21 protein-coding genes and 1 pseudogene are annotated in these 26,049 nt (G+C 71.2%); 5 read left to right on the forward strand and 17 right to left on the reverse strand.

Annotated features, from left to right (window positions below; genetic code table 11):
* Positions 1-9: 9 nt before the first annotated feature.
* The 12 genes from ACO229_RS06605 to ACO229_RS06660 all read right to left on the reverse strand — a co-directional run bounded on the left by ACO229_RS06605 (position 10) and on the right by ACO229_RS06660 (position 12,160).
* On the reverse strand, positions 10-3,558 hold the full coding sequence (locus tag ACO229_RS06605) for a LysM peptidoglycan-binding domain-containing protein (protein ID WP_423464223.1): 3,549 nt from the start codon (positions 3,556-3,558) through the stop codon (positions 10-12).
* Positions 3,555-4,094 carry a pilus assembly protein TadG-related protein gene (locus ACO229_RS06610; RefSeq protein ID WP_423464224.1) on the reverse strand — a complete coding sequence of 180 codons (540 nt, stop codon included), beginning with the start codon at positions 4,092-4,094 and terminating at the stop codon, positions 3,555-3,557. Before ACO229_RS06610 ends, ACO229_RS06605 begins: the two co-directional genes overlap by 4 nt.
* Complete coding sequence (locus ACO229_RS06615; RefSeq protein ID WP_423464225.1) at positions 4,091-4,579, reverse strand: pilus assembly protein; 489 nt, start codon at positions 4,577-4,579, stop codon at positions 4,091-4,093. Before ACO229_RS06615 ends, ACO229_RS06610 begins: the two co-directional genes overlap by 4 nt.
* Positions 4,576-4,971 carry a TadE/TadG family type IV pilus assembly protein gene (locus ACO229_RS06620; RefSeq protein WP_423464226.1) on the reverse strand — a complete coding sequence of 132 codons (396 nt, stop codon included), beginning with the start codon at positions 4,969-4,971 and terminating at the stop codon, positions 4,576-4,578. The genes ACO229_RS06615 and ACO229_RS06620 overlap by 4 nt, the downstream gene beginning before the upstream one ends.
* Positions 4,972-4,978: 7 nt before the next feature.
* A complete protein-coding gene (locus ACO229_RS06625) occupies positions 4,979-5,191 on the reverse strand; it encodes a hypothetical protein (RefSeq protein ID WP_423464227.1) in 213 nt (70 codons plus the stop codon).
* Positions 5,192-5,305: 114 nt separating this feature from the next.
* Positions 5,306-6,220 carry a hypothetical protein gene (locus tag ACO229_RS06630; protein ID WP_423464228.1) on the reverse strand — a complete coding sequence of 305 codons (915 nt, stop codon included), beginning with the start codon at positions 6,218-6,220 and terminating at the stop codon, positions 5,306-5,308.
* Positions 6,217-7,092 (reverse strand): type II secretion system F family protein, encoded by an 876-nt coding sequence (locus ACO229_RS06635; RefSeq protein ID WP_423464229.1) that lies wholly within the window; start codon positions 7,090-7,092, stop codon positions 6,217-6,219. The genes ACO229_RS06630 and ACO229_RS06635 overlap by 4 nt, the downstream gene beginning before the upstream one ends.
* The gene (locus ACO229_RS06640; protein ID WP_423464230.1) at positions 7,089-8,777 is read right to left on the reverse strand and encodes a CpaF family protein; all 1,689 of its coding nucleotides are present in this window, start codon (positions 8,775-8,777) and stop codon (positions 7,089-7,091) included. The genes ACO229_RS06635 and ACO229_RS06640 overlap by 4 nt, the downstream gene beginning before the upstream one ends.
* Positions 8,774-9,667, reverse strand: coding sequence for a hypothetical protein (locus tag ACO229_RS06645; RefSeq protein ID WP_423464231.1), 894 nt, complete (start codon positions 9,665-9,667; stop codon positions 8,774-8,776). Before ACO229_RS06645 ends, ACO229_RS06640 begins: the two co-directional genes overlap by 4 nt.
* A 1-nt stretch (position 9,668) precedes the next feature.
* On the reverse strand, positions 9,669-10,259 hold the full coding sequence (locus ACO229_RS06650; protein WP_423464232.1) for an SAF domain-containing protein: 591 nt from the start codon (positions 10,257-10,259) through the stop codon (positions 9,669-9,671).
* Between the two features lie 117 nt (positions 10,260-10,376).
* Complete coding sequence (locus tag ACO229_RS06655; protein ID WP_423464233.1) at positions 10,377-11,015, reverse strand: hypothetical protein; 639 nt, start codon at positions 11,013-11,015, stop codon at positions 10,377-10,379.
* A 323-nt stretch (positions 11,016-11,338) separates the two neighbouring features.
* Positions 11,339-12,160, reverse strand: a complete 822-nt coding sequence (locus tag ACO229_RS06660; RefSeq protein WP_423464234.1) for a hypothetical protein — start codon at positions 12,158-12,160, stop codon at positions 11,339-11,341.
* A gap of 484 nt (positions 12,161-12,644) precedes the next feature.
* Here ACO229_RS06660 and ACO229_RS06665 point away from each other — a divergent pair, with 484 nt between their 5' ends.
* From ACO229_RS06665 to mobF, 3 genes are all read left to right on the forward strand, one after another.
* Positions 12,645-13,076, forward strand: coding sequence for a hypothetical protein (locus ACO229_RS06665; protein WP_423464236.1), 432 nt, complete (start codon positions 12,645-12,647; stop codon positions 13,074-13,076).
* Positions 13,077-13,180: 104 nt separating this feature from the next.
* A complete protein-coding gene (locus tag ACO229_RS06670) occupies positions 13,181-14,980 on the forward strand; it encodes a ParB/RepB/Spo0J family partition protein (RefSeq protein WP_423464238.1) in 1,800 nt (599 codons plus the stop codon).
* Positions 14,981-15,374: 394 nt separating this feature from the next.
* The gene (gene mobF / locus ACO229_RS06675; protein WP_423464239.1) at positions 15,375-20,705 is read left to right on the forward strand and encodes a MobF family relaxase; all 5,331 of its coding nucleotides are present in this window, start codon (positions 15,375-15,377) and stop codon (positions 20,703-20,705) included.
* A gap of 85 nt (positions 20,706-20,790) precedes the next feature.
* On the opposite strand, the gene ACO229_RS06680 is transcribed toward mobF, so the two are convergent.
* The gene (locus ACO229_RS06680; RefSeq protein WP_423464240.1) at positions 20,791-20,985 is read right to left on the reverse strand and encodes a hypothetical protein; all 195 of its coding nucleotides are present in this window, start codon (positions 20,983-20,985) and stop codon (positions 20,791-20,793) included.
* A 279-nt stretch (positions 20,986-21,264) separates the two neighbouring features.
* Between ACO229_RS06680 and ACO229_RS06685 the strand changes: the two genes are divergently transcribed.
* A complete protein-coding gene (locus ACO229_RS06685) occupies positions 21,265-22,191 on the forward strand; it encodes a DUF5710 domain-containing protein (RefSeq protein ID WP_423464241.1) in 927 nt (308 codons plus the stop codon).
* A gap of 448 nt (positions 22,192-22,639) precedes the next feature.
* Here ACO229_RS06685 and ACO229_RS06690 read toward each other — a convergent pair whose 3' ends face one another.
* On the reverse strand, positions 22,640-22,777 hold the full coding sequence (locus ACO229_RS06690) for a hypothetical protein (RefSeq protein WP_423465360.1): 138 nt from the start codon (positions 22,775-22,777) through the stop codon (positions 22,640-22,642).
* A gap of 129 nt (positions 22,778-22,906) precedes the next feature.
* Here ACO229_RS06690 and ACO229_RS06695 point away from each other — a divergent pair, with 129 nt between their 5' ends.
* A complete protein-coding gene (locus ACO229_RS06695; protein WP_423465361.1) occupies positions 22,907-23,146 on the forward strand; it encodes a hypothetical protein in 240 nt (79 codons plus the stop codon).
* Here ACO229_RS06695 and ACO229_RS06700 read toward each other — a convergent pair.
* From ACO229_RS06700 to ACO229_RS06710, 3 genes and pseudogenes are all read right to left on the reverse strand, one after another.
* Positions 23,144-23,369 (reverse strand): annotated as a pseudogene (locus ACO229_RS06700) (Tn3 family transposase); the annotation flags it as partial. The gene ACO229_RS06695 and the pseudogene ACO229_RS06700 overlap by 3 nt on opposite strands.
* Before the next feature lie 58 nt (positions 23,370-23,427).
* On the reverse strand, positions 23,428-25,029 hold the full coding sequence (locus tag ACO229_RS06705) for a hypothetical protein (protein ID WP_423464242.1): 1,602 nt from the start codon (positions 25,027-25,029) through the stop codon (positions 23,428-23,430).
* Positions 25,030-25,258: 229 nt separating this feature from the next.
* Positions 25,259-25,792 carry an HAD domain-containing protein gene (locus ACO229_RS06710; protein WP_423464243.1) on the reverse strand — a complete coding sequence of 178 codons (534 nt, stop codon included), beginning with the start codon at positions 25,790-25,792 and terminating at the stop codon, positions 25,259-25,261.
* Positions 25,793-26,049: the final 257 nt, after the last annotated feature.

Genomic DNA, 26,049 nt, shown 5'->3' on the forward strand with positions numbered 1-26,049 from the left:
CCTGGGTGGTCAGCCTGCTTCGCGCGTGCGTGCTCGGCGTCGCTCCTGCCAGGTGTCCCGCTTGGCGTCGAGGGCCTCCTGGGTGCGCTCAGGGATGTCGAGGCCGTCCAGACCGTGGTCGTCACGGCCGAGGACCTCCTCGCGCAGCCGCCGGTCCGCGGCCTCGACGTCGCCCAGGGCGTGTTCGAGCTGGACCAGGTCCAGGCGGAGGGTCTCGTCCTCGGGCACGGCCCGTAGTCCTGTCGTGGCTGCGTGGCGGGCCAGGTCGTGGTCGCCGTCGGCCATGGCCTGCAGGAAGACGGTGTGCGCGACGTCGACGACGGCGTGCCCGATGATCAGGTCGTACCGTTCGCCCTCGGTCAGCCAGCTCCAGCCGTCTCGGCGCAGCAGGTCGAAGGGGCGTCCGCGGACCAGGTCCAACGCGGTGCGCAGGTCGGTGATCCCGGCTGCGCCGCGGGCGTGGGCGCGGACGCGCAGGCGCAGGAACAGGTCGGTGTCGATCAGCAGGTCGTGGACCTGGTAGGCCTCGCTGCCGGTCTGCAGGAACACGTCGGCCTGCCGGGTGGTGGGCACGTGCGGTTGGCCGGTGCGGGCGTTGGTGCCCAGCCACTTGCGTAGCTCGGCCAGGTCCTTGCGGATCCTGTCGGGCGGGAACTGCAGGGCCTCGGCCAGGGCCTGGCGCGGGGTGCCGTTGGGGTGCAGCCCGAGGTAGGCGGCGTACTCGATCAGCCGTGCCTTGTGCCGGATCGCCTCACCGGGCAGCTGGCCGGTGCGCAGAGAGACCGGGCCCAGCAGCATCAGGCGGGGCCGCACGGGGGTGTCGGTGAACCATTCGGCCACGTCCGCGTCGAGCTCGGGGTCGCTGTCCAGGATGGACTGCATGGTCTGTGGCGGGGTGACTGGTGCGATCCGGTCCAGTTCGTCCGGGGAGGTGACTCCGGTCGCCGCGTAGTAGTCGCTGGCTGCGGGCAGGACGGACCCGGGACCGGCGGGCTGGCTCGGTGTCGTCGGGCGGCGTTCCACGGTGTCGGGTCGCGGGATCCCGGTCGCGTCGGTCAGGGCCGGTGTCTCGTCGTGGCTGGTGGGGATGGGCATGGGGGTGTCGTCCAGGGCGTCGGTCGAGTCGATCTCGACGATCGCGGCGGCGGCGGCCAGTTCGGCCTGCGTTAGGCCGACGGCGGCCAGGTCGAGGTCGAGACCCAGGTCGGTGATCCGGATCCGGCCCTGGTTCACGTCGGCCACCGTGGCCTCCTCGGTGGGGTGGGCGGCGAGCGTGACCACGGCGCCGCCCGGCCGGGCGGGATGGCCCACCAGTGCCTCGATGAGTCCGGTCAGTGCGGGTAGGGCCGTGGCCGGGCCGGCGGCGATCACGGGATAGAACCACTCCCGGTCATCCCCGACGGTCGTGTAGTCCTGCCTGATCCCGTCTGCCAGCTGCGTGATCCACGCCTCGTCGTCCCCGCTGCTCGCGTCCGCGCCGTCGCCCGTGTCCTCGTCCGTGCCAATGTGGGCGTCATGGCCCGTGTCATCGTCGGTGCTGGTGTGGTGCGTGGCGATGCCGGAGAAGATCCCGAGGCTGGTGGGGATGTGGTCCAGGCCGATGGTGTGCGGGGTGAGGTTCTCGCCCCAGGGGTTGAGCGTGAGCTCGGCGGCAAGTGCGCGGCCGAAGTCGGCGACCTGGTCGGGATCCCCGGTCACGACCAGGTGCCGTGCGCGTTCCAAGTCGAGCAACCAGGTGTGCCCCGCACCGTCCTGCCCGATGGTGACCAGCATCGGGTACGGCTTGAACCCTGGCGGGTCCTCGTGGATCGCGTCGGCCGCGTTCAAGGGTGCGCGCCATTTCGTGTCGGACCCGGTCCACGGGAAGGGCAGCTGCGTGGGTTCGGCAAGGTGCAGCACGGCGTCCGTGGCGGACAGCTCCACGGCGACCAGCGCGGGACGCGGGGTCGTGGACTGTGTTGTGACTCCGGCCAGGGCGAGCAGCAACCGGTCCAGCCGCTCGACGTCGGACAGGGCCTCAGGCCCGGACACGCGCAGGGTGTGCTCGACCGGTGCCGAGACCGCGGGCGCGGGCCGGACCGCGCGTCCTGGGCGTCGGTGGCGTAGCTGCAGGGACCGCTTGCGCTGCCACTGGAGGTAGAGCCCGGCGGCCAGGACCACACCTGCGCCGGTCAGCCCCGGCACCAGCACAGAGCTGGTGTTCCCCTCGTCCGTCTCGTCCACGGCCTCGACCGGTTGGGGTGAGGGCGCCAGGGGCGGCGTGCCAGCCGAGGGTCCCCAGGGCGTCAGCGACGTCGGGCTTGTCGGCTGCGTCGTCGAGGCTGCCTCCGATGGTGCCGCGTTCGATGGTGCGGGTGACGGGCGTGCGGATGGTGAGGCGGCGGGCGACCAAGGACTCACGCCCGGGTCGGTTGCGGGCTGCGCAGACGGTTCCGGGCGGGTGCCATCACGGTCCGCCGCCTCTGGTGGTTCGGATGGTGCCGCGGGCGCTGAGGTGTCGGCGGGAGCGGGCGTGGTGGTGGGCGGGATGGTCAGCCGCCAGCCCGGTTCGATGTGGTCCGGGTCCCGGAGGCGGTCGCCACCGGGCTGCACCGTGGACGCGGAGGCTTCGACGATCTCGCGGTACCGAGCAGGCTCGCCGAGACGCTCACCGGCGATCTCCCACAAGGACTCACCACGTTCCACGACGTGCGTGGTGCTCTGACCGCTCTGCGTGAACGTAGCGGAACGGTCCCCAGAGGCAGGGCTGTGGTTCGGCTCGGTCGTCTCAGGGCGGTCGATGGGCAGCTGCAGGACGACGCCCGTGGGCAGGAAGTCCGGTTCACCACCCAGGACCTTCCGGTTGAGGTCGAAGATCTCGCGCCAGCGCGCCCCGTCGCCGAGGCGGTCTCGGGCCAGGCCCCACAGGGTGTCGTTGCGCTGGACGGTGTACGGCTTGGACTGCGGGGCCGTGCCGGTCTGGTCCCGGCTCGTCCCGCTAGTGGTGTCGTGGGCTGCGCCGGTGTTCGTGCGCGTGTCGGGGGCGTGAGGGTCGGCGGCCGAAGAGGCAGGGGCGGGTTCGGGGTGCAGCGTGGCGACGACGGAAACGGCCACCTCCGGGGTCAGGGCTTGGGCGGTGGGGATCGTGGCGAACAGAAAGGGCGCCGCGGCGACCAGGCGTGCGACCCATCCCTGGGGCGGCCCGGCGAAGTGGGGGATGCGCACGTTGCGCACCGCGACGACGATCTGGGCCAGGATCGAGACGCTCAACCAGGCCCACAGCACCCACCCGACCAGGATGCCCGCGACGATCAGCCCGGTACCGCTGGCCAGCACGCTCGGGGCGGTGGCCCAGCTGAGGTCGTCCGGCCAGAACGCGTGGTGTGCGGCCAGCAGCAGGAGGGGGACACCGGCCACGATCGCGACGAGGGTGAGCATGGCCAGCAGCCCGGCGATGCGCTCCCGGGCGGTCGGGGCACGCCCGGCAGCCGTGGCGGACATGGGCATGGCGGACCTGGTCGCGGCGGACGTGGTCGTGCTGCGCGATGTGCTCCTGGTCGTGCTTCGTGTCGTGCTCATTGCTCGGTCCCTCCCACGGTGCGGATCAGACGCGCGGTAGCAGTGGCGTTCACGTCCAGTGGTCCGACGCCGGCGACGCCGAGGAAGCGGGGTTGCCAGGTGTCGTGCACGGTGACGGTGATCCGGGTGCCGCCGGTGACGGTCGCGGTGCCCTGGACGCCGGCCGTTGCCAGGTAGGTGTGCGCCGCTCGCACGGCGGCGTGCGGGTCCACGACCGGGGCGTGCCCGGCCACGACGCTCGCGGAGACCTCCTGCCCCGCGGTCCGGGCGGCCTGCGCGGCGAGGCTGTAGGCCCGCTGGTGGGCGTGGGCCTGGCCGCCCAGGTCCACCGCCATCCCGACGCACAGGCCGATGATCGCGACGCCGGCCAGCGCCCATGCCGTCACTGACCCGCTCTCCGACCCGCCCGGACCGTGCCGGCCGTCGCGGGCTGGTGGGGGAGTGCGGGTCGAGCCGCGGTGTTCCGGCTGCTGGTCGACGGCGCGGCGACGGGCGGTGTCCGGTCGGGTCGGGCGTGGGTCGGTCGAGGGGGTCATGGGGTGGTGCTCCTGAACCTGTCGAGCGGGGAGGTCATGACCGCCTGGACACGCACGGTGCCGGGCAGCAGGCCGGGGGCGGCCAGGTCGCCCAGGGCGACATGGCAGGTGATCGTGGCGGTCACCGTGGAGCGCTGACCGGCAGGGGTGCCGACCTGGCTGGTGTCCACGTCCACAGCGAGCTGGGCGCAACGCAGGCCCTGGTCGGCAAGGCTCCGGTCGGCGGCCGCCCGGGCGTCGGTCTGCGCGGTCGTGACAGTCCGGGCGATGGAGGCTGCCCGGGCGGCGTCGGCGGCAGCGGTCTCGGTGACCTGCTGCGCGATCACGAGCCGTGCCGCCATCCCGACCAGGGCGACCGTCGCGATGAACACAGGCAGGATGACCAGGGCTTCGGCGACCACCGACCCCCGCTCCCGCATCGGCACCGAGGACCGGGCGTGCCGGGGACGGGCCTGACGATGGAGAGTCCTCTGGGAAGGGGTCATGGTCCGGTTCCCGCCGTGAGGCGCTCGACGGTGGCGGTCGAGTGCTGCGAGATGTGCGGGGTCCACCACGGCAGGACCGTCTGCGCCGTGCCGGTCACCCAGGCATGGGCCGTGGTCGCGGTGCGGGTGACGGTCACGCTCGAGGTGGGCAGGGCCCGGTCCCCGACCTGGGCGAGGAACCCGGTCGCGGCCTGGACGCCGTCCGCCTCGATCCCGAACTCGGTGGCGGCCGTGCGCGCTCCGAGGGTGGCGGCGTCCAGCGCGACCGACCGGGCGTGGGAGATCAGGGTCGCCTGGATACCGAGGAACGTCGCGGCGACCAGGAAGGGCATCAAGATGATGACCTGCACGGACGTCGAGCCGCGCTCACGCAGAGCTCGGGTGGCCCGCATCCCGGTCTCACCCGCCGATCTTGGCTGCCTCGGCGCGGATGTAGTTCATCAGGACACCGCCAGCGAACGCGGCGGCCGCGATCAGCAGGACCGTCCAGACCACCATCTCGGTGGAGATGGTCCCCTCTTCGCGGTGCCCGTCACGGTTGGCCCTCGGAGTGGACAGCCGGTCGGTGAGCACGTGGTGGGCCAGGACGAGCAGGGCAGACAGACGAAGCATGATCAGTTCCTTTCAACAAGGGCCTTCAACGTGGGCTGTGCAGGAGGGCTCCTCTCGGGTTTCAGGTGTGCGGCCCCGGTCGGGGTCGGGTCACCGGAAGGTGAGGCCGGGGTTCTAGGTGCTGGCGAGAATGCCGAGCAGGGCAGGGGCGCCGAGCAGGGCGGCGAACACGGCGGCCAGGAGCGCGCCGGGGATGGTCATGCGTTCGGAGGCGGCGTTCGCGGTAGCGAGGTCGTCGGTGAGGATGGCCTCGCGCAGGGCTTTGGAGCGTTCCTGGAGGGTCTCGATGGCGGCGCTGCTCTCGGTACCGGTCATCTCCAGGACGTCGGCGACGTCGTGCAGGTCGGGCAGTCCGAGATCGTCGGCCAGGGTCTTCAGCGCAGTCCAGGGCGGCACACCGGACCACTGGGTCTGGTCGAGCTCTTGGGCGATGCGGACGAAGACCCAGGACCGGCCCAGGGTGGCGGCGTTCTTCATCGCTTCACCGGCCATCGACCCGGCCGAGCGTTCCAGGGTGACCAGGTCGATGTACGCGGTCAGGGCGCGCCGTGCTTCCGCTCGGGCCTTTTTGGCCTCGTCGGCCACGTTGTAGTCCGGCAGGAAGAACATCAGACCCGCCACGAGGAGCCCGCCGACCACGGGGATACCGGCTGGGGCATCCACGCCGAAGACCAGCAGGGGGCTGACCAGGACCGTGGGGATCACAGCACCGAGCAGGGCGTTGCGGACCTTGTCCCCGTAGAACCGGGCCAGCGGGACCTGGAGCAGGCCCAGTTCCCGGGTCGGCGTCCGGGCCCACACGACCGGTGGCAGGGTCCGGGCGGCCCACAGGCCAAGCCGGTAGGCACCGTCCAGGCTGGCGGCCGGGCGGGTCGGGTCCGCTCCGTTGCCAGCCAGGTGGCGGGGTGGGGTGAACCGGCCGACCGCGTCGGCCAGGTCGACGTGGGCCGGCAGGAACCGGCCCACCAGCAGGAGGATCCCGAGGATCATGGCCGAGCCACTGAGCGCGACCCACACGATGGTGCTCATGCGGGCCTGCTTCCCGGGCCGGTCGCGACCAGGATCCTGGGCCGTGGTTGGCCAGCGGCCATCTTGCGTAGCGCCAGGAGCAGGACGACGTCGGCCACGATCAGTACGAGCAGGACGGCCTGCCCCAGCGGGGTGGTGTAGGGCTCGGCGTAGGTGCCGGTGAACGGCAGCACCGCCAGCACGATCAGGGAAGCCACGACGGCGATCCGGACGGTGGTGCGGTCCTTGGCCCGGTCGGCCTGGATCTGCCGTTGCGCGCGCACGTCGGCGGCGACGGCCTGGGCCTGGTGGTTCAGGATAGTGGCCAGGCCCTGACCACCACGCTGGGCGGCCAGGAGCAGGTTGGCGGCGATCAGGTCACCCGTGGGGTCGTCCAGGTCGTCGGCGAACGCCCAGATCGCCTCCCGGGTCGAGGTCTGGGAGTGCAGCCGGTCCACGAGGGTGCGCACCTGCGGTGCGATCGGGGCGGGCACCGACCGCAGGGTCGCGGTCAGGGCGCCTTCCAGACCGCGGCCGGTGATCAGGACCCCGGCCAGCGACCGGGTCCATTCCTCCATCGCGTCCAGGCGGGCGATCTGCGCTGCCGCCTCGGTGGTCGAGAGCAGGTGCGGCAGCCCGGCCACCGCGGCCGGGACGACGAGGAGCATGATGCCCCACCCGGTCAGCCCCCAGGCCGCCACCCCGCCGACCAGACCGATCCCGACCAGCAGCCACGTGCGGTGCGGCACCCGGGCCAGCCCGGCGCGCAGCCGCCGCAGCCCCGCCGGCGGTGCCGGTCGTTCAGGCCGGGCGGGCGCGCCCGACAACCCCGACACGAGGACCAGGATCCCGGCGACCACGATGGCGCCGCAGGCGGCGACCAGGACGATCATGCGAGCACCTCCTGAGCATGCAGGTAGGCCGCCAGGTCGAATCCCGCGCGCTCCAGGGCGCGGTACTGGTCCGGCAGCGTGCCCGGGACCGCGGTGCCCGTCGCGTCCGGGGCGAACACGTGGGTGGTGGCCACCCCGAGGTTCTCCCCCGGAGCCACCGCGACGATCTCCCGTACCCGACGCCGGGGCCGGTCCCCGGGCAGGTCCTGCCCGACAGGGATGTAGTCGAGGTGGACGACCACATCGACGGTGGCGGCAAGCTTCATCAGGGCCAGGTCGTAGGAGATGTTGTCCTGGTGCTCCATCGCGCACCCGGCCAACTTGTGGATCGCGCCCACCGCACTGGTGGCGTGAGTCGTGGACAGAGACCCGGTGCCCGACTCCATGACCTTGATCATCGGCCAGGCCTCCTTGCCACGGACCTCGCCGACGATCTGGCGGGACAGGTTCATCCGGAAGGACCGGTCGATCGCCTCGCCCAGGGTCGAGGCCCCCGCCCGCCTGCCGTCCGCTGTGAGCTCCCCGATGCCGCGGCGCTCCTCGAACGGGAACACGTTCGGGTGGATCTCCTGCAGGTGCAGCTCGAAGTCGGTCTCATACGTCCCGATGTACTCATCAGCCCCGATCTGCTGGCACAGGGCCCGCAGCAGGGTCGTCTTGCCTGCGCCCATCGCCCCGGACACCACGATCGACTTGCGCGCCCGCACCGCGGCACCCAGGAACGAGGCCGCCACCGGGGTCAGCATGTCCCGGCCGACCAGGTCGTCCAGCGTCTCCTTGAGCAGGCGGTGACGACGGATCACCACGACCGGCCGAGGGGTCACGAACGCCGTCGCGGCCAGCCGCTCACCACCGTCCAGGGTCAGATCGAGGTGTTCGCGCGCCGGGGAGAACTCCCGTGCGTTGACCTGGGAGCGGGAGGCCAGGGACTGCAGGAACTCGATCAGCTCCTCGTCGGACTCCGCGACCGGCGGCCCGGCCAGGTGGGTGCCGTCCTTCAGCTCCAGCCGCACGGTGTCGCAGCCGTTGATCATGATGTTCTCGACCCGGTCGTCGTCCACCAACGGCTGCAGCCGACCCAACCTGAACACGTGGTCGAACACGGCCCGGATCAGCGCCTCCTGCTCACCCGCGGTCAACGTGCCCGACGAACCAGGGGTGTTGACCCGGTCGGCGACGGTCCGCTCGACCAGCCGGGTGATGATCTCCCGGCCCCGTTCACGCTGCTCGTCCACCGGCAGCGGAGTGACACGTTGCCCGGTCAGGCGCGTCAGCTCGGCCGAGGTGGCCTTGCGCAGGTCGGCGACCAACTCCCAGTCCACCGGCGGAAGGTAGCGGCGGGTCCCGCCGTCCCACCGCGGAGCCACCGAAGCCCCCACGCCACGGGCCCCTGAAACCGTGGGGCGCTCCGGGAGTGAGGCCGGTGCGACCCAGGGATTCGACGTCGTCGGGATCGGTGCGGGTGCGGGGCGGGGGACCGGCCGGGTCAGCAGCGGGACCGTGCCCGGGTCGCTGATGTCGATCAGCGCCGGCACGGCAGGATCGGCCGCGACACGATCATCGAAACGGTCGGCCACGTGGTTGTCGAGGTCCTGCCCGAAGTCACCCTTGAGGTCCCCGTTGATGTCCCTGTCGATGTCGCTGCCGACATCCTTGTCGAGGTCCCCGTCTTGTCCGGTCGTCATGAGGTCACCTCCTGGCTCGTGCCCGGCTGGCTCGTGCTCGCCTGGTTCGTGCCCGGCGATGCCGTTGTCGCCGGTCGGCTCGAGGGCGCACCGGTGACGGGTGTCCTGGCGATCGGTGCCCTGCTGGGTGCCTGGTTCAGGTGGGTGCTGATCGCCGTGGAGGCCGCCCGCAGGGAGCGCACCAGGGCGCTGGTCTCGAATCGGCGGCGCGGCCACCGCCACCCCAGGTAGCGGGGCGGCTGCTCACCCCGGTGGTAGACCGCGGCCGTGGCCGGGTCGTGTGCGACCGTCGCGATCACCGGCAGCCCGAGAACCTGGGACATGTTCCGTGCCCCGTACGGGTTGCCGGGACCGACCAGCAACAGGCCCGGGTTGCGCCACGGCTGCTCGCGCACGACCGTCTCGGCCCACGCCCGGGCACCGGCCACCGCGGGCAGGTGCGTCCGGGTGACCAGCAGCGTCAGGTCGGCACCGTCCAGCAGAGGGCGCGGTGACCCGGGCAGGCCCAGCTGCCCGGCGTCCACGATCACGTCCCGGCCCCGGGTGCCCTGGTCGGCCAGCGCGGCCCGCAACGGGGCCCACAGGTCCCTGCAGGCCAGCGCCTGAGCAGGGGACTGCGGGCCAGGCAGGAACTCCACCCTGCCCGCGCTGTCCAGCGGCATCGTGTGCGAGTCGACTGCTTCGCGCAGCGGCCCGGTGGTGAACGCGAGATCGATCAGCCCCGAGGACTGCGGCGCCCGGCCTCGCAGCCACCCCGCCATCACCGCCGACGACCCGGTCGGATCGGCGTCCACGACCAGGACGTCGTGCGGCCACGCGAACGCCAACCCCAGCGCGGTCGTGGTCACCCCCGGTGAACCCTGGGCGGCGCACAGTGCGATGACGGCCATGTCACTGCTCCCTGGAGTCCAGCACGACCGACACCGTCGCCCCGGCCAGCCCTGCGGCCAGTTCGACGGCTTGCCCGTGCGGCAGCTGCACCCCGATGGTGGACTGCCCGGTGGCCGGGTCGGTGGAGAACATCGCCACCCGCCCCTCCTGGAACACCGGAGCCTCACCGGCTTCCTGGTTGGCCGGGGTGACCACGACCCGCACCGCGTCACCGACCACCAGGTGCTCGGCCCCGGTCGCCAACGGCACCCACACCACCGACTCACCCTCGGGGGGCACCAGGTCTCCGGTCACGGCGTCCGCGGTCACCACCGACCCGGCCGCGATGTCCAGGGCCGCGCGCTGTCCCACGACCTGGTTCAGGTCCTGCCCTGGCAGCGCGCGCAGCAGCGGGTCCGGCCGGACCTCGACCCGGGCCAGGTCACTGGCCTCGATGACCGCCCCGCGTTCGATCGTGCTCGTTGCGGTCAGGACCGGGACCGTCTGCGCGCTCGTCGCGAACAGCCACGCCGCACCCAGGCCGCCGGCTAGGACCAGGAGCGCTCCGGCGACCACGGTTGCCGGGCGCCACCGCAGCTTCGGCGGCGTCACCAGCACCGGTCGCGACACACCGGATCTGGCTGGGGGTGCTGCTGTGGGGGATGTTCTCTCGTCGGGTGTGGCCGTGTCGGTCATCTGGGGTGCCTCCCTGCCATCCGTGCCCGTGGCTCAGCTCACGAGCACCTGTGCCTCACCGACCGTCAGCTCGACCTGGGCAACCAGCCCGTCCAGCGTGATGGTCCCTTCCTGTCCAGCGCCCTCCCACTCAACGACCCAGTCCGAGGTCGCCGTCACCGTGTACCGGCCACCCGGCCGGTTGTGGGACTCGCTGGTGTAGACGTGCCCGCAGTCGGGCGACGGCTGGAACCCGAACGACTCCCGGTACGGGGTCCCGGCCGTGGTGCACTCGATCGTCGTGCCGTCACCCATGTCCCACGTGAGCCGATGTACTCGCGCCGTCGCCGTGATGGTGATGCCGCCGGCCGAGGCAGACTCGGTCACCGGGCCGAACGTGCTCGGGCGCGGATCGTCCACCCACAGCCATACAGGAACACCGACCAGCCCGGTCCCATCCGGGCGGGGCGCGATCCCGATGTCGATCGCGCGCAGGTTCATCTGCTCGACCGCCCGCTCGGCGACCTCACGAGGCGAGGGTCCCTGGGCGGCGACGTCCGGGGGAGCGGCCAGCCACACGAACGACTCGAAGTCCTGGGCGAGGTTGAAGCAGCGGTAGATCGCGCCCGTCTCGGCGCCCCGGCCCGCCCACACCGGATCCGAGGGCGGCGGCTGCGGGTTCGCACGGGACACGTAGCACTGCAGCTCGTTCGACCACGCCCCGTCCCCAGACGAGCACGGAACCACCGTCACATCGGCACCGTCCGGATCCAGGATGTCGCGCATCGTGCACGGGCTGCCCGGACCGGTGTCACGCGGCTTGTCCGCAGCGGGGGCCGCGGTGTCCCCCGAAGGCTGCTCCTGCTGCGAGCCTGGCCCAGGCGCCGCACCCGGCACAGTGACTTGTAGGACGCATTTGCCGGATGCGAGGTCATACTTGATGCACTTGGTATCAGCATGTGCCGATGTGCTTGTGAGTGACAAAAGCGCTGTTGCTGCCAGGGCTATGGCTGCGGTTACTCGGCGGGGCATGGCTTCTTCTCCAGGGTCTCACTGGATGCCACTCGCCAGCCGTCCTCCTGGCTTTTATCCCACGAGTAGTTGGCGACGTGATGCCTTTCCCAGCCAGTCTCTGGTCGGTCCGGATTCGCAATCGATTCCCCGGCTGAATCGATCAGGTCGATCCCGCGGATGTCGATGCATACGTCAACGACGACAGTTGGCACGATTCCGGAGTCAGGATTGGAGTTGTCTAGAGATACGGTCTGGACGGCCAACTGGGCAATTTCGGTCGAGCCGGTCTGGTGTTCGCCGTCGCGCCGTTCCTGTTCGTACAGGCGCTTGTACCCGGAAAGGGTTGCTCCGGTCGCTACCGTCTCGAGCTGGTCCAGGGCGACGTCGTGGTCGGAACGGATCTCGTCGTTGACGCGGTAGAAGTCGCGGACCAACGCCTCGGCTCGCGTGGCTGCCTGCTCTTCGTCGCTCTGGGCGCTCGGTGTCGCTTCCGCGGGCGGCGAGGTCGAGGGCGTGGCCGTCCGGGTCGATGGTTCGGGGGAAGGGGGAGGAGTGGTTGTGCACCCGACGGATAGCAGCAGGACAACGCCTGCCAGAACGATCGGTCGTGTGCTCCTCATGGCCACCACTTCCCACCCGCCGCCGCGCGGCCTGGGGGCGCCGCACGTGCAATCCGGCGACCGCTGACCGACGCGGCTGCGGTCGTCGAGGGAAACCATTGCCACACGAGGCAGGGTGAAACGCAAGGCGTGCGCTCTGCGGCCAACAGAAGATCCGGTCGCATCTACGTGGCCGGCGCGGGGAGCGAGCGTGGTCGACGTCATGGACGCGATCGTGGCAGAGGCATGTACTCGACGACGTCCTTCGCGACGTCCCCCAACGCCATGTCCCCCACCCCGGATCGCCGCTATTTCCGCAGGTCAAACCATGTCCCCCAACTCGGGAATATTGATGAAGGCGCTGGGTGCGCGGGACGTCGAGTTGGTCACTTGTCCAAAATGCCCGGCACGGCGTGTGTCGAGACGCTGCTCGGATCGCCGTGTCCGTTTCGCATTGTGAAAAGAGGAGCAAGTGTCCCGGGGCCCGCGCCGGTCGATCACCGCCCACGCCTTCCCCGTGCCGCAGGGCCGGTGCATGGTCCCCGGCGCCGGGTCGTGATGGGGTGCGAGGCTCGGGTGGCTTCGAACCGGGTTCGCCCGGCTCGGTGGATGCCCAGGACCCGGCTTGCCGTGGCCCGTACCATCGACCCGGGGCCGCCGGAGGGCGGGTCTACGGGGTCAAGCTACTGGTGAGGTTTCGATGACGCGTATGACAGGCGGGGAGCTGTGGATCGCGCGCGAGGACCTCGGTCTGGGCCGAGCCGAGCTCGCCACCATGCTGAACGTGACCCCGGCGGCCGTAGCGGCATGGGAACAGGGCAAATCCCATGTCCCCCACCGGGTCACCGACGCGATCCGCGACCTCATGGCTGGCAGAGGTGCCGCCGTCACTGACCTCGTTGCCGAACTGCGCGCGATGGCTGATCCCCAGGTCGTGATCTTCTGGAAGCCGGACGCTGTCCCGCCAGGCCGCGACGGTGCAGTGCGATACGGCTTCGGCTGGTGGCGCCAGGTCGTCCGTGAAGCCCGGAAACAGGTCCCTGAAACCCGGGTCGGTAGCCCCGAAGAGATCGCATTCATCCGCAGCGAAAACCCGGACTCTCGACACCTTTCCCGCGACGAAGAAATCCCCAAAGAATAGGCGCGTAATCGCGTGATTCGCCGCGCATAATGACCCACCGTGGCGTAGAATAAAGGCAACGGCCACAGAAATCGTCTGGGCCAGGACGGCAGAAGGAGCCGACCATGTCTGTAACGCTGGAGAACAAGAACGTCGAAAAGCAGGCCGGAAACAGGCCTGCACCGAAGGTTGAATTCGGCCTTCTCGACCCGCGCACGCTGCTGGTGGAGACCAACGTGCGGGCCGAGGCGAACCTCACGCCCCGGTTCCTCAAGAGCATCCGTGACAACGGGGTGCTGACCCCGATCCTGGTGCAGCGCACCGAGCACGGGCTGCGGGTGCGTGCCGGCCAGCGCCGGACGCTGGCAGCCATCGAGGTCAACCTGGCGACCATCCCGGCGATGATCGTGCAGGGTGACGAGGACCAGGTGCGGCGACTGCGTGAGCAGATGGCTGAGAACGACGACCGTCAGGCTCTGCGGCACGCCGACCGGGTGGCCGCGTTCGAGCAGATGTCCCTGCTCGGTGTCTCCGCCGTTGAGATCGCGAACACGACGGGGCACAGCACGAGCGACGTGAAGGCAGCGCTCAAGGTCGCCAAGACGAAGAAGGCCAAGGCCGTGCAGGCCAAGTACGACATCGACCTTGAGAAGACTCTCGTCCTGGCCGAGTTCGAGGACGATACCGAGGCCGTCAAGGTGCTGACCGAGATCGCGATCAAGAGCCCCGAGAGGTTCGCCCACGCCGCCCAGCAGCGGCGCGACGACCGGGACGCTGCCGCCCGGCTGGCCGAGGCCACCAAGGCCCTGGCCGACGCCGGGATCAAGCAGGTCACCAACTGGTCCACGGAGGTCCACGACAACAAGGCGGCCCGGGAACTGCAGCACCTGCAGACCGGTGAGGGCAAGGCCCTGACCCCGGAGGCGCACGCGATCTGCCCGCAGCGCGCGGCCTACATCAGCACGTCCTGGAACGGCGACATCCACGTCCGGCACGTGTGCCTGGACTACAAGGCGGCCGGGCACAAGCTGAACCGGACCAACCCCAACGACACCCGCACCGAGCAGCAGAAGCGGGAAGCCAGCGCCGAGCGGGCCGAGGTGATCGCGAACAACAAGGCCTGGAAGTCCGCCGAGACCGTCCGTCGCGAGTGGCTGGCCGCCTTCGCCAAGCGCAAGGTCACGCCCAGGGACGCGGCCGTGTTCCTGGCCGAGACCATCGTGCTGGAGGCGTACAGCATCGAGAAGGCCAGCCTGAGCGTGCACGACCTGGCCCGGGAGTGGCTCGGCCTGACCGGTGCGAACCGGCTGGGCGGCAGGCAGGCCCTGACCGACCTGATCGCGAAGTCGACCCCGGCGCGTGCGCTGCACATCTCGCTGGTCCTGACTCTGGCCGCCATCGAGGCCCGCACGGGGACGCACACCTGGCGTCGCGCTGGCTGCGAGGCACGGTACTTCCGAGCGCTGGAGGCCTGGGGCTACGCCCTGTCCGACGTCGAGCAGATCGCACGCGGCCCGCAGGAGACCCCGGCCGCACCCGGCACGAAGCAGGCTGCGTCGACCCCGGCACCCACGGCCGGACCGGCACCGGCCGCACCGGCCGCCAAGCCCGCAGCAGCGTCCACGGGAGCGCCGAAGGCGGACAACCCCGCACCGGGTACCAGCCCGACCAAGACGGCCAACCCCACCAAGGTGGTCGACGCCAAGAAGGTGACCACCCCGGGCAAGGGCGACGCCCAGCCCCAGGTCCCGGCCGGTGGCAACACGGTCAAGGTTCAGGACAAGCCCGTCCCCAACCCGACCAAGCCCCCGGCCACAGGAACCGGTGTCGCGGCCAAGCAGACGGCCGTGAAGCGGCAGCCGGTCAAGCCGAAGGACCAGAAGACCGCCGACGCCCCGCAGCCCGCGACCGCCGGAGCGCGGTAGCACCCGCCGCGTAGCATCGGGTCCAGGAGGCCGCCATCCCCGTACCGGGGGATGGCGGCCTCTTTCGCATGCCCTGGGGGAGTCGAGCGGCCCATTCCCGGGTCCCGCGCGGGGCCTCACCGCCGTGGTCCCCGGCAGCAGCGACACGAGCGCCGAGCAGCGACAGCGGCACACGCGCGCGACGACGAAAACGCGCACGCGACACACGCACGCGCGCGCGGCTGGCGACGCGGCGCAGGCGGCTGCGTGGCTGGTGCAGGCGGGCACCGGGATGGCGGGTCCCGCGGACCGCTACGACGAGGGCCACACACCTCTTGCACAAGCCGTGAGCGGGGGTCGCTGAAGCGACCCGGAACAGCCCACCGAGTACCTGGGAAGGGGGTGGGGGCGCGTGATGACGGTCCATGTGCTGAGCGCCGGGAGCGGGTACACATACCTGACCCAGCAGGTCGCCAGTGGCGATGCCCCACGGGGCCGTGGGATGTCGTTGACGGACTACTACATGCAGCACGGCAACCCGCCCGGCCGGTGGGTCGGCTCGGGCCTGGAGCAGCTCGGGGTGTCCGGACTGGTGCTGGAGAAGCAGATGAAGTCGCTGTTCGGGGTGGGCCGTCACCCGGACGCCGGCCGCCTGGAGCTGGAAGCTCTGGCTCGTGGTGCGTCGAAGCATGACGCGGATCGGGCGGGGTGGATCGGGCGGGCGTTCCCGACGTTCGAGTCCCGCCCGGATGACGGGTACCGGCAGGCGTTGGAGGCCGCGTTCGAGCGGTTCGCTCGGGAGAACGACCGGCCGCCGGAGCCGGGAGTGGAGCGGGACCTGATCCGCTGGAACGTCGCGGGCTCCCTTGCACAGCAGGAGAAGCACGCCAAGGGCGGCGGCCCGGTCACGGACACGGAGGTCGCCACGTGGTTGGCCAAGCGGGGCCAGCAGCCCCGCCGGGCGGTAGCGGGGTACGACCTGGTCTTCACACCGTCCAAGAGCATCAGCGTCCTGTGGGGTCTCGGGAATCCGGCCACGCGGGAGGCGATCACGCGGGCGCACACCGACGCCTGGCAGGACACGCTGGCGTGGATCGAGGCCGAGGGTGCGCTGACGCGGGAGGGCGCGGGCGGTGTAAGGCAGATCGACACCCACGGCCTGACCGCGGTCGCGTTCGACCACCTGGACTCCCGGGCGGGGGACCCGAACCTGCACACCCATGTCGCGGTCTCCAACAAGGTCCGCGGCGTCGACGGCCAGTGGCGGGCGTTGGACGGCCGCGTCCTGCACCACCTGGCCGTGGCAGCCAGCGAGCGGTACAACACCCGCATCGAGCAGCTCCTGGTCGACCGGCTCGGCGTAACCTTCCACACCGAGACCCGAGGACGGGGCAAGCAAGGCGTCCGCGAGATCACCGGCATCCCGAAACTGTTGAGGGACACGTTCTCCCGCCGTCGGGCCGCGATCGAGGAGTCCTACGAGACCCTCCGCGCGGCCTACCGGGCCAAGCACGGGCACGAGCCGGGAACGAAGACGGCGTTCGGGTTGACGCAGCAGGCCAACCTCGACACGAGGCAGGCCAAGGGCACCCCGGTCGGGCTGCGCGACCGCCTCCCGCAATGGGCCCAGGTCGCCGCCCGGGTCCTGGGCGGCCCGGACGGGGTCGTGCGGATGCTGACTACCGCGCTGCACCCGCGCCCCGGGGCTGGCCGGGTGGTGGTCGACGAGCCGGAGTCCCTGTGGCGTGCGGTGGCACAGGACCTGGCCGGGCGTGGGGTGGCCCGGTGGGCGGCCGGGGACGTCACTGCTGCCGTGGAGCGGCTCGCGGTTCGGTGGCCGCGCGCACGGGTGTTCCGGCCGTTGCGGTACCGGGCACCGGTCGCCCGCCAGCGGCTGCTCACCGACCTGGCTGGTGGGGTGCTGGCCGATGGTGACCTGGTGGAGGCGTGCCTGCGGAACGTGGCCGACCGGCACTCCACGTGGACGGCCTACACCCTTCAGGCTGAAGCCACCCGCCTCGCGAGGGAGTACGCCCCGACCGGCACCGACCTGCTCGCCCTGGCCGCGACCATCACCGGGCACGCAGTGGCGGGGAGCTTGCAGGTGTCGGCGCCGGAGGTGAACGAGCCGCCGGACGTGATGCGCCGCAAGGACGGCGAGAGCGTCTACATGGTGCACGGCTCCACCCGGTACACGTCCCTGGCGGTCCTGGAGGCCGAGGACCAGCTCCTGACCGCTGCCCGCACCCCCGGCGGCCTGACCATCGACCCCACCACGGTCGACCACGCCATCGAGCAGATCCGCCTGGACACAGGCCGGGTGCTGAACCCGGGGCAGCGGGACCTGGTCGCGTCATTCGCCTCGAGCACCCGCCTGGTGGCGGGGATCGGCCCGGCCGGCACCGGCAAGACCACCGTCATGCGCGCCTTCGCGACAGCGGTCCAGGAGTCCGGCGGCAAGCTGATCGCGCTGGCACCCTCGGCCGCCGCCGCAGAGGTCCTCGGTGCCGACCTCGGCAACAACATCACCACCGAGACCCTCGACATGTTCCTCCTCGCTGCCCGAGGTGCCGGCGGGGCGCGCCTGCGTGAACGGCTGACGGTGGAGCAGGGGACGGTGGTGCTGGTGGACGAGGCGAGTCTGGCCGGCACGCTCGCCTTGGCCGAGGTCGTGACCATCACCCAGCAAGCTGGCGGCAGTGTCCGGTTGCTGGGGGACCCGGCCCAGCTCGGTGCCGTCGCGGCCGGTGGGGCCTTGCGGCTGGTCTCCGAGCAGGCCGGCGCGGTCGAGCTCACGAAGATCCACCGGTTCCACACCACCGGTGAGGCCGATGCCTCGCTGCAGATCCGCGAGGGGGATCACCGGGGCCTGGACTTCTACATCACCGCCCACCGCACCCAGGGCGGGTCGGCGGCGGCGATGGCGGAGGAGATGTTCGCCAATTGGCAGACCGACTCCGACACGGGGCGCAGGACGATCATGATCGCGGCGACCAACGACCTGGTCACCAGCCTGTCCGCCCGCGCGCGCCTGCACCGGGTGGCCCGGGGTGAGGTCGAGGACGACGGCGTCATCCTGCACGACGAGACCCGGGCCGGGGTCGGGGACGTGATCGTGACCCGGCTGAACAACCGCCACCTGTACGCGCAGGACGAGGACGGGCACATCGACTGGGCCAGGGGCTGGGTCCGCAATGGTGACCTGTGGAGGGTCGAAGCACGTGGCAGGGAGGGTGCATTGCAGGCCCGGCACCTGGACACCGGCGCGACCGTGGTCCTGCCCGCGGACTACGTCGCCGCGCACGTCGAGCTCGGGTACGCCGCGACGATCCACCGGGTCCAGGGCATGACCGTGGACACCTCCCACGCCATGGTGGGCGTGGGGATGACCCGCAACGAGCTGTACACCGCCATCACCAGGGGCGCCGACTCCAACCGGGTCTACGTCGAGGTCGAGGACGTCCTGGATCTGGACCCGCACCGGCAGCCGGCCACCGAGCGGGCGGTGCTGAACGCGCTCAAGGGCGTCCTGGACCGCGACGGCGAGGAGAAGTCCGCCCACCGGGTCATCGAGGACGACTGGGGCTACGCCCACTCCCTGGCCCGCTTGGCCCCGGAGTACGAAGACGCCTACATGGCCTTCCTCGAGCCCGACCGCACCGGCCGTCTGGCCGAGGCTGTCCGCACCGTGCTGCCCGAACGGGAGGCGAACCTGGTGCTCGCGGACGAGGCGTGGCCGGCCTTGGCCAAGCGGCTGTCCATGCACGAAGCCGCTGGCGCCGACCCCGAGACCGTCCTGCGGCATGCGGTCGGGACGGGGTTCGGTGATGCGAAGTCGATCGCGAAGGTCCTGCACTACCGCATCGGTCTGCCCCAACCCCACACCACAGACGCCGACTCGCGGGGTCTGCCGGTTTGGATCACCACCGCACCCGACACTACCCAGAACATCCGGTGGGATCAGGCCACGGCCGCTGGACCCGGCGGGCCGGGCGCGACCCAGGGGTTCACTGGCCTTGCCATGGCGGACGCGGCAGCCTCGACGGTGACGACCGGGCCGCGAGCAGACGCCGGTGCGGGCACCGACACCACCGGGCACCCCGAGCGGTCGATGGACGTAGCGCAGCGGGCAGTGGTGGTGGAGATCACTGCTCACGCGTGGGCCTGGTGGTCGAACCAGAACACGACCCAGGCCTGGGCGGGCCGGTACATGACCAGCCGTGGCCTGGCGGGTGCCGAGTGGGGTGTTGCGCCGGCGTCGTGGACCGGGCTGACCGACCACCTGCAGTCCCTCGGCTACACCGCCGACCAGCTCATCATCGCCGGCGTCGCGACACGAACCAGGAACGGGCGGCTGATCGACAAGTTCCGCAACCGGATCCTGTTCCCCTACCGCGACCAGACCGGGACCGTCGTTGGCGTCACCGGGCGCATCAACCCCGCCGACACCAGCACGGGGGAGGGGCGGGCACCGAAGTACCTCAACACCCCCGAGACCCCGGCCTACCGCAAGGGCGAGCTCCTGTACGGGCTCGACCCCGACGCCGTCGCGCGCCTGGCGGCCGGGGCACGACCGGTCCTGGTGGAGGGACCCGCCGACCACGCCGCCCTGCACCTGGCTGCGGTCCGCCTGTTCGAGAAGACCGGCGTGCAGATCGTGCCGGTCGCTGCCGGCGGGACCGGTGTCACCCCGCAGCACCTGCGAGCCCTACGCGAGGCATCGGGGCGGGACCTGTCCGACCTGATCGTCGCCCTGGACCCCGATACAGCCGGAAGGACCGCGGCCGCCCGCGTCTGGGAGGCCCTCACCCCGAACGAAGCCGCCCACGCCCACGCCCTGGAGCTGCCGGCCGACCCCGCCCAGGTCGCCCACGAAGACCCCGACATCCTCACTGCAGCGTTGGCCGGGCCGGTCCCGTTGGCGTGGTTCGCGATGGAACCCAACCTCCAGCACATCCGATCCCTCGATCACGCCGAGCGGCAGCTCTTCCTGCTGCGGGCCCTGGTCGACCACCTCTACGACCGCGTCGAACCCCTCCAGCGGCCGGCCCTGGTCGAGCACATCGCGCGGACCGTCGGCGACACACCCGGCGCGAGCACCCATGCCCAGCTCGACGTTCCCTCCGTGCGGCGAGTCGTGACCGATCACCTCGCCGACCGGATCCTGTCTGACGCGCCGACCAGCCCGAACCAGGACCTCGCCCTGGACACCGACCCCGCCGCCTGGGGACACCACGTGACCGACGCCGCGCCTGCCGCGGAGACGGACCCGCTCGTGGCGGCGTGGCTGGCCCGGCACGCCGACCTGGTCGCCACACGCCTGGACGCCCTCGTGCGGGAGGCCCTAACCGACCCGCAGCTCTGGATGGAAACCATCACCCCGCCGCCCCCGCCCGGCTCCGACCGCGAGGCCTGGCTGGCCGCGATGCGGCAAGTGCTGGCCTACCGCGACCGGTACCAGATCACCGACCCCGCCCACCCGCTCGGACCGGACGTCGATGAGGGTGAGCGCGGCGACGCGCGCGCCATCGCCAACCGGGCCCTGGACACCATCACAGCCCACGGCACCGGAACCCGGCTCGCGGGGCCTGTGGCTCGGTCCCGCCCGAAGCCGATGGAGCGCGTGCCAGTGGTGCTGGCCGACGCGCGGGCCAGCGCCGAGCGGATGCGCCGTGAGGCCGACGAACGTACCCGACGCGACCGAGCCGAGCGGGAACGTGACCGGGTGACCGACCGGGCCTGGTAGGCGAGACCGGCCGGCGATCGGGTACTGCTGCCGAGCAGCCCGACGCCGTCCCGATCACCAAGGGCGACGTGGCCCGGCGCAGCGGTCAGTGGGTCTTGCGGTAGATGTCGGCCCGGTCCGGGACGCCGATGCCGATCATCTGCCAGCCCTCGGGCACCATGGCGTGCAGCTGGTCGCGGCCTTCCTCGTAGGTCTCGGTCTCGACCTCGAGGTCGCGCAGCTGGGACGGTTCTTCGCCGCGGACGGCGGCGCGGGTGTTGATGGTGGCCGTGACTCTCATGGGGGTGCCCTTTCTGGGGATCGTGCTCAGCACCATGATGCGCCCGACCCCCGACATCCGAAGGCACGACACAGCCTGCGGGGTCGTCAGCGTCCGTCTCGCGAGGGCAAGAACGCACCGCGCCGGACGGTTCAGGGCAGTTTTCCACAGGGGCTCGTTCTACCGAGCCTGATCCCGGGACCCTGGTTATGGTCGATCACGAGAAACCCACGCCGTCGCCCCGCATCGCGAGGTGGCGCTACCTGCCGGCCTCGTCCGGGACCGATGGAGGAGGGGCTGATGGTGGACCGGATCTGGCTCGATGTGCCCTTCGCGGAGAAGGACGAGGCCAAGGAGCTCGGTGCGCGCTGGTCCCCGGACGCCAAGCGGTGGTTCGCTCCGCGCCCAGGGATGACGCGCCTGGAGCGCTGGGCCGCGCTGCCCGACGTCCCGGACCTGCTGCCCGGGGAGAACCGGACACTCGGCTCGGGTCTGTTCGTCGACCTGGTGCCTGCCACGTGCTGGTTCACCAACGTGCGTTCCTGCGTCAGCCCGAAGGACTGGGAACGACTGCGCCGGATGATCACCCGCCGCGCCGGGATGCGGTGCGAGATCTGCGGCGCCGCCGAGGACCGGCCTACCCGTCGCTGGCTGGAGGCCCACGAACGCTGGGTCTACGACGACGCCCACGGGACCCAGACCCTGGCGCGCCTGATCTGCCTGTGCACCGACTGCCACACCGTGACCCACTTCGGGTTCGCGCAGGTCCGCGGCCTGGAAGAAGCCGCCTACCTCCACCTCATGGCCGTCACCGGCATGAACCAGGCCACCGCGTACGCGCACGTCCAGGACGCGTTCGCCCTCTGGGAGACACGATCCGCCCGGACATGGGACCTGGACCTGTCCCTGTTCACCGACGCCGGGGTGAGCGTGCGGCGCCCGCCAACGGCGAGCGAGCGTCCGGCCGCTGTCCAGGCGGCGTTCGTGGCCATCGACGACGGGATCAAGGAGCGGGCCGCGCAACGACTGCGCGCAAATGGTATCCGCCAGCGAGCCGAAGCACGCGAGCACCCGATTCCGGATCTCGCGGCAGGGCCCGGGCTGGTCATGGTCTCGACCTCACTGGAGCCGGTGGGCGAGGTCGTCCAGCACACACGACCGGCACGAACCACGTCGTGGCTGCAGCGCCTTATGACGCGCCTGCGCGGTGAGCAGGGCCAGTTCTGACGTCCTGGACAACCAGGCCCGGTGCACCTCGAACGGTCCCGTGTCGGGGCGTGGACCCGGCAAGCTGTTCCGGCGTCGGCGTCAGGTTAGCCGCCACTGAACAGGGCCGTGCGGACCAGGCGCGTGAGGACCGCCTCGGTGATACGGGTTTTGACCGACCACGTGCCCAGGAGACCCTGGACGGTGATCGAATCGAGGCCGGCGGCGGTCGTGAGCCGGTAAGGGGCGTCGAGGTGCCGAGACGGCCAGTCCACACCCTGCCGCTCCAACGCCGGCGGGCAGGCTCGGTACGAGCTCGTCCAGGGGGAGTGGTGGGCTCCTGCTCCATCGCTCTGCGCGCGAGCGACATCGACAGCTGCTCCAGATCCGAGACGCCACACCCCCAGATCGACCCCAGCGCGCGGATGTGGTGGACCCCGGGCGGTTCGCGACGCCCGGGCCGGCGAACTCAGGCGCCGCCGCGGGCGTCCAGGAGTCGGTGCAGTTCGTCGCCCGTCAGGGGGTTGTGCAGGAGAGAGGACCCGCGGGCCTCGCGGATCTCACGGTACTTCGCCAGCATCCGTGTGTAGACGTCGAGCATGGGCATGTGCGAGCCGACCGCGCCGCCACGCCGACGACATGACGAGGCAGTGACCAGCCCGGGTTGGTTTCGCACAGCGCATCGATCCGGGTCCTGGGTCGCTTGGATGAATCGATGGGTGGCAGGCTGTACGGCGTGAACGCTTCGGAGGTGCCACGGTCGGGCTGGGCCCGGTGGCGCGCGCTCAGCGGCGTGGAGCGGCTGAGCCTTGTGCTGTCGGCGCTGATCGGGGTCGGCTTCATCGTGGGTTCGGTGCTCGAGGGTCCGGGCAACGTCTTCACCTTCGTGGTGGGGGCACTCTTCATCGGCTTGACCGTGTGGCGGTGGATAACCTGGACGCGGGCGAGCGCACCGGGCCCGCGCTCCACCGACTAGACGTCCCGCGGGCACGCTGACCGCGTGCTGGGTGTTGATCGTGCGCCGGTAGGTCTCGTCGGCCGGGTCGATCAGCGCGAGCAGGTGGATCGTCTTGGCGATGCGTCCGTACTCGGTGATCGCCGAGCCGAGCGGGGTCGGATTCCCCTCGCGGGTGAGCATCTTCAGCACGTCGTAGGCGCACCGCCCCGGTCGCGAGCGAAGCGGCTACGCGTGTCATGTCGTGGTGCCGCCGCCGGCTGCGACCCACCTGCCGGCCGGGCTGCGCGGCCTGGTCGCGGTCACGAGTCGGATCCCAGGCCGGGTGGCGTGACCGGCGGGTGCTGCTCGTCGTGCCGTGGTGGTTCGGGTGGCTCGTCGCTCGCGTGGTCGATTCCAGGGCCGGCGTCGGGATCTTGTGCCGGTGCCTCGTGCGACACGTCGCTGCCTGTCTGGATCCTCTGGTCACCTGTCGCGTCGCTTGGCTGGGGGTCGTCAGTACTCCCGTGGGCCGGCGAGGGTTGCTCTTGCTCGTGCTGGACAGGTCGGGACGTAGATCGGGATCCAGGTCTGGCTGTAGGTCGGGATGCGGTGCTGCTGCGGGCTGCACCGTCTTCCCGCGGGCCATGGTCGGGGTTCAGGTGTCTGTGGGTCCGGGCGCGGGCGGCGTCGTCGAGCCTGGTGATCGCGTGGGCGGTGTGCGTGGTGTAGCGGACCAGCCACCGCAGGGGGCCGGTGCCGATCAGGCCCAGGGTGATGAACAGGTACAACGGTGGGTAGGACCAGGCACCCAGCAGCACGGCCCACGAGTTGACCACGTGCCGGGGCATGTCGTCGGCCACCGTGTCGATGATGAAGACCCAGAACACCCCGACGAACAACCCCACGAACATGGTCATCGCGAGGCTGGGCCGGTCTCCGTCGCGCAGGTACAGCGCGGCCAGCGCTGCCAGGACCGCGATACCCACCGCGCCCACCACGACCACGTTCAGGCTGCTGCTCAAGGCGCCCCAGCCTGCAGGAATGGTGACCGCCAGGTAGGCCACCAGGTGTAGCCCCAGGGCGGTGACCAACGCGACAGCCGCCCTGCCGCGGCTGACTTCCTCGCCCAGAGCCCGCCGCGCTGCCACGCCGTGGGCCATGGCGGTCGCGACCAGCAGCCTGCTCCGGTCGGCAAACCTCGGGAACGCGTCGAGCTTGCCGATCTCCAGGACCAGGATCGCGGCCAGGACCAGGCAGAGAACGGTCTGCTGCGCCCACCCGGGCCCGCCGTCCAGGAACGCGCCGACGGCCAGGAGGACCGCCAGGGTCGCGGTCAGGTGGGCGATGGCCTTGCTGAAGGTGAGCGCACCGTCCAGGAGCGTGAGCCGGGCGTAGTCCTCCAGGTCCGGGACGGGCTCGGTCTCCGCGCGGCGCGCGATCTGCTCGCCCTGGGACGCGATCGTGACCAACGAGACCGGAAGGGCGATCGCGATCGCGGTGATGACACCGAGCGAGCCCCACGCGTCGCCGGCCGTGGTGAGCAGCTCCAGCCCGTGCCGGACGGTCCCGACCGTTCTGCTGGTGGGCGGGACCGACCCGGAGCGCACGTACTGAGCGACCTCGGCGAGGGTCCCGACGACCAACCCCACCACGGGCACGGTGAACAGACCGATGCCGACCAGGCCGAGGTACCGTCGCCACGGCAGGCGCCGCCGCAGCCGGCGGCCCAGACAGGCCTCGCACAGCACGATCACACCCGTCTGCTCGAGACCAGCTTGTCCGGTGGTACCCGTCTGCGCGGGACCCGTCTGCTTCGCCCTGACCGGCTTGCCGGGATTGCCGCAGAGCTCGCAGCTGCCTGACGGGGCAGGCGGCCCGTCGAGCCCGTCGCCGTGCTCGTCGGTGGTGCTCGGGTGGGGCACAGGACCTCCTGGTCGTCGGGGGCGCGAGCCCCTGGATGATTCCACCGCTACGGGCCGCACGGGATCGCCGCCGAAGGGTTGCCGCACAGGTCGAGGTCGGCTAGCCCGGTCCGGTACGCAGTGCGGCCCCAGCCGGCGCCGACCGGTGGGTCGTGGCCGCCGGCCGGGTGCGGCCCGCTGGGCGGACCGAGCAGACCTGGAGCTTGCGGACCTCGGTTGTCCGTGAGGCTCAGTCGTTCGTGAGGAACGCGGTGATCTGGTCCAGGTGCTGGTCGGTCAGGCCCGGCGACGGCATCGGGGTCACCAGCAGGAGGTCGTCCGGGTCGTACCGGTTGCGCAGTGTGGTGCGCGCCTGGGTGGACAGGTCGTCGTCGGTGAACACGACTCGGGCGCCGGGGTCGGTGTGGTCCTTGATCGTGGTGACCTTCCACCAGTCCTCCCGCTCCGGTGCGTCGCTGCCGGGGCTGGGTACGGCGACGTCAAACACGTCCAGTCCTAGGCGCGGGGCCAGGAGCGTGCGGGCCTGGTCCTGCCAGGTGGTCAGCCACACGACGTCGGCCAGCCCGGACCGGGCGATCGTGTTGATGGCCTGCACGACGGCGGGCCGCCACCACACGGGCAGGTCCCGCTCGGTGCCGTTCTCGGTGCTGTCGGCGACGGTCAGGACAGTGTGCTCGAACTGGTCACGCACCCGGCGGGCGGGGGCCGGGACGGCGTTGACGACGCCGTCCACGTCCAGGTACCACGTCGGTCGCGCGACCATGCACCCTCCCGGCGCCTTTTGAACCATGCACTGAGCCGCCCCCCCCGTGCTGCGGGGCCGACCTGGCGGACGTCAGCGCGAGGCCCCATCGTAGCGAGCCGGGTCACGTTCACCGGAGCAGTTCCGGGCCCCGGGTCCGGGCGGCAGGCTCGTCAGAGAACGGGCGAGCGCCGGTGAACGAGCCCGGGTGGAATCTGCGCGTCGAATCTGCGGGTCTCGCGTCATGAGGGGCGCTCGACCCCCGTGTGCTACGAGAT

The sequence above is a fragment of the Promicromonospora sp. MS192 genome (assembly GCF_049532985.1).
Classification (GTDB): Bacteria; Actinomycetota; Actinomycetes; order Actinomycetales; family Cellulomonadaceae; genus Promicromonospora.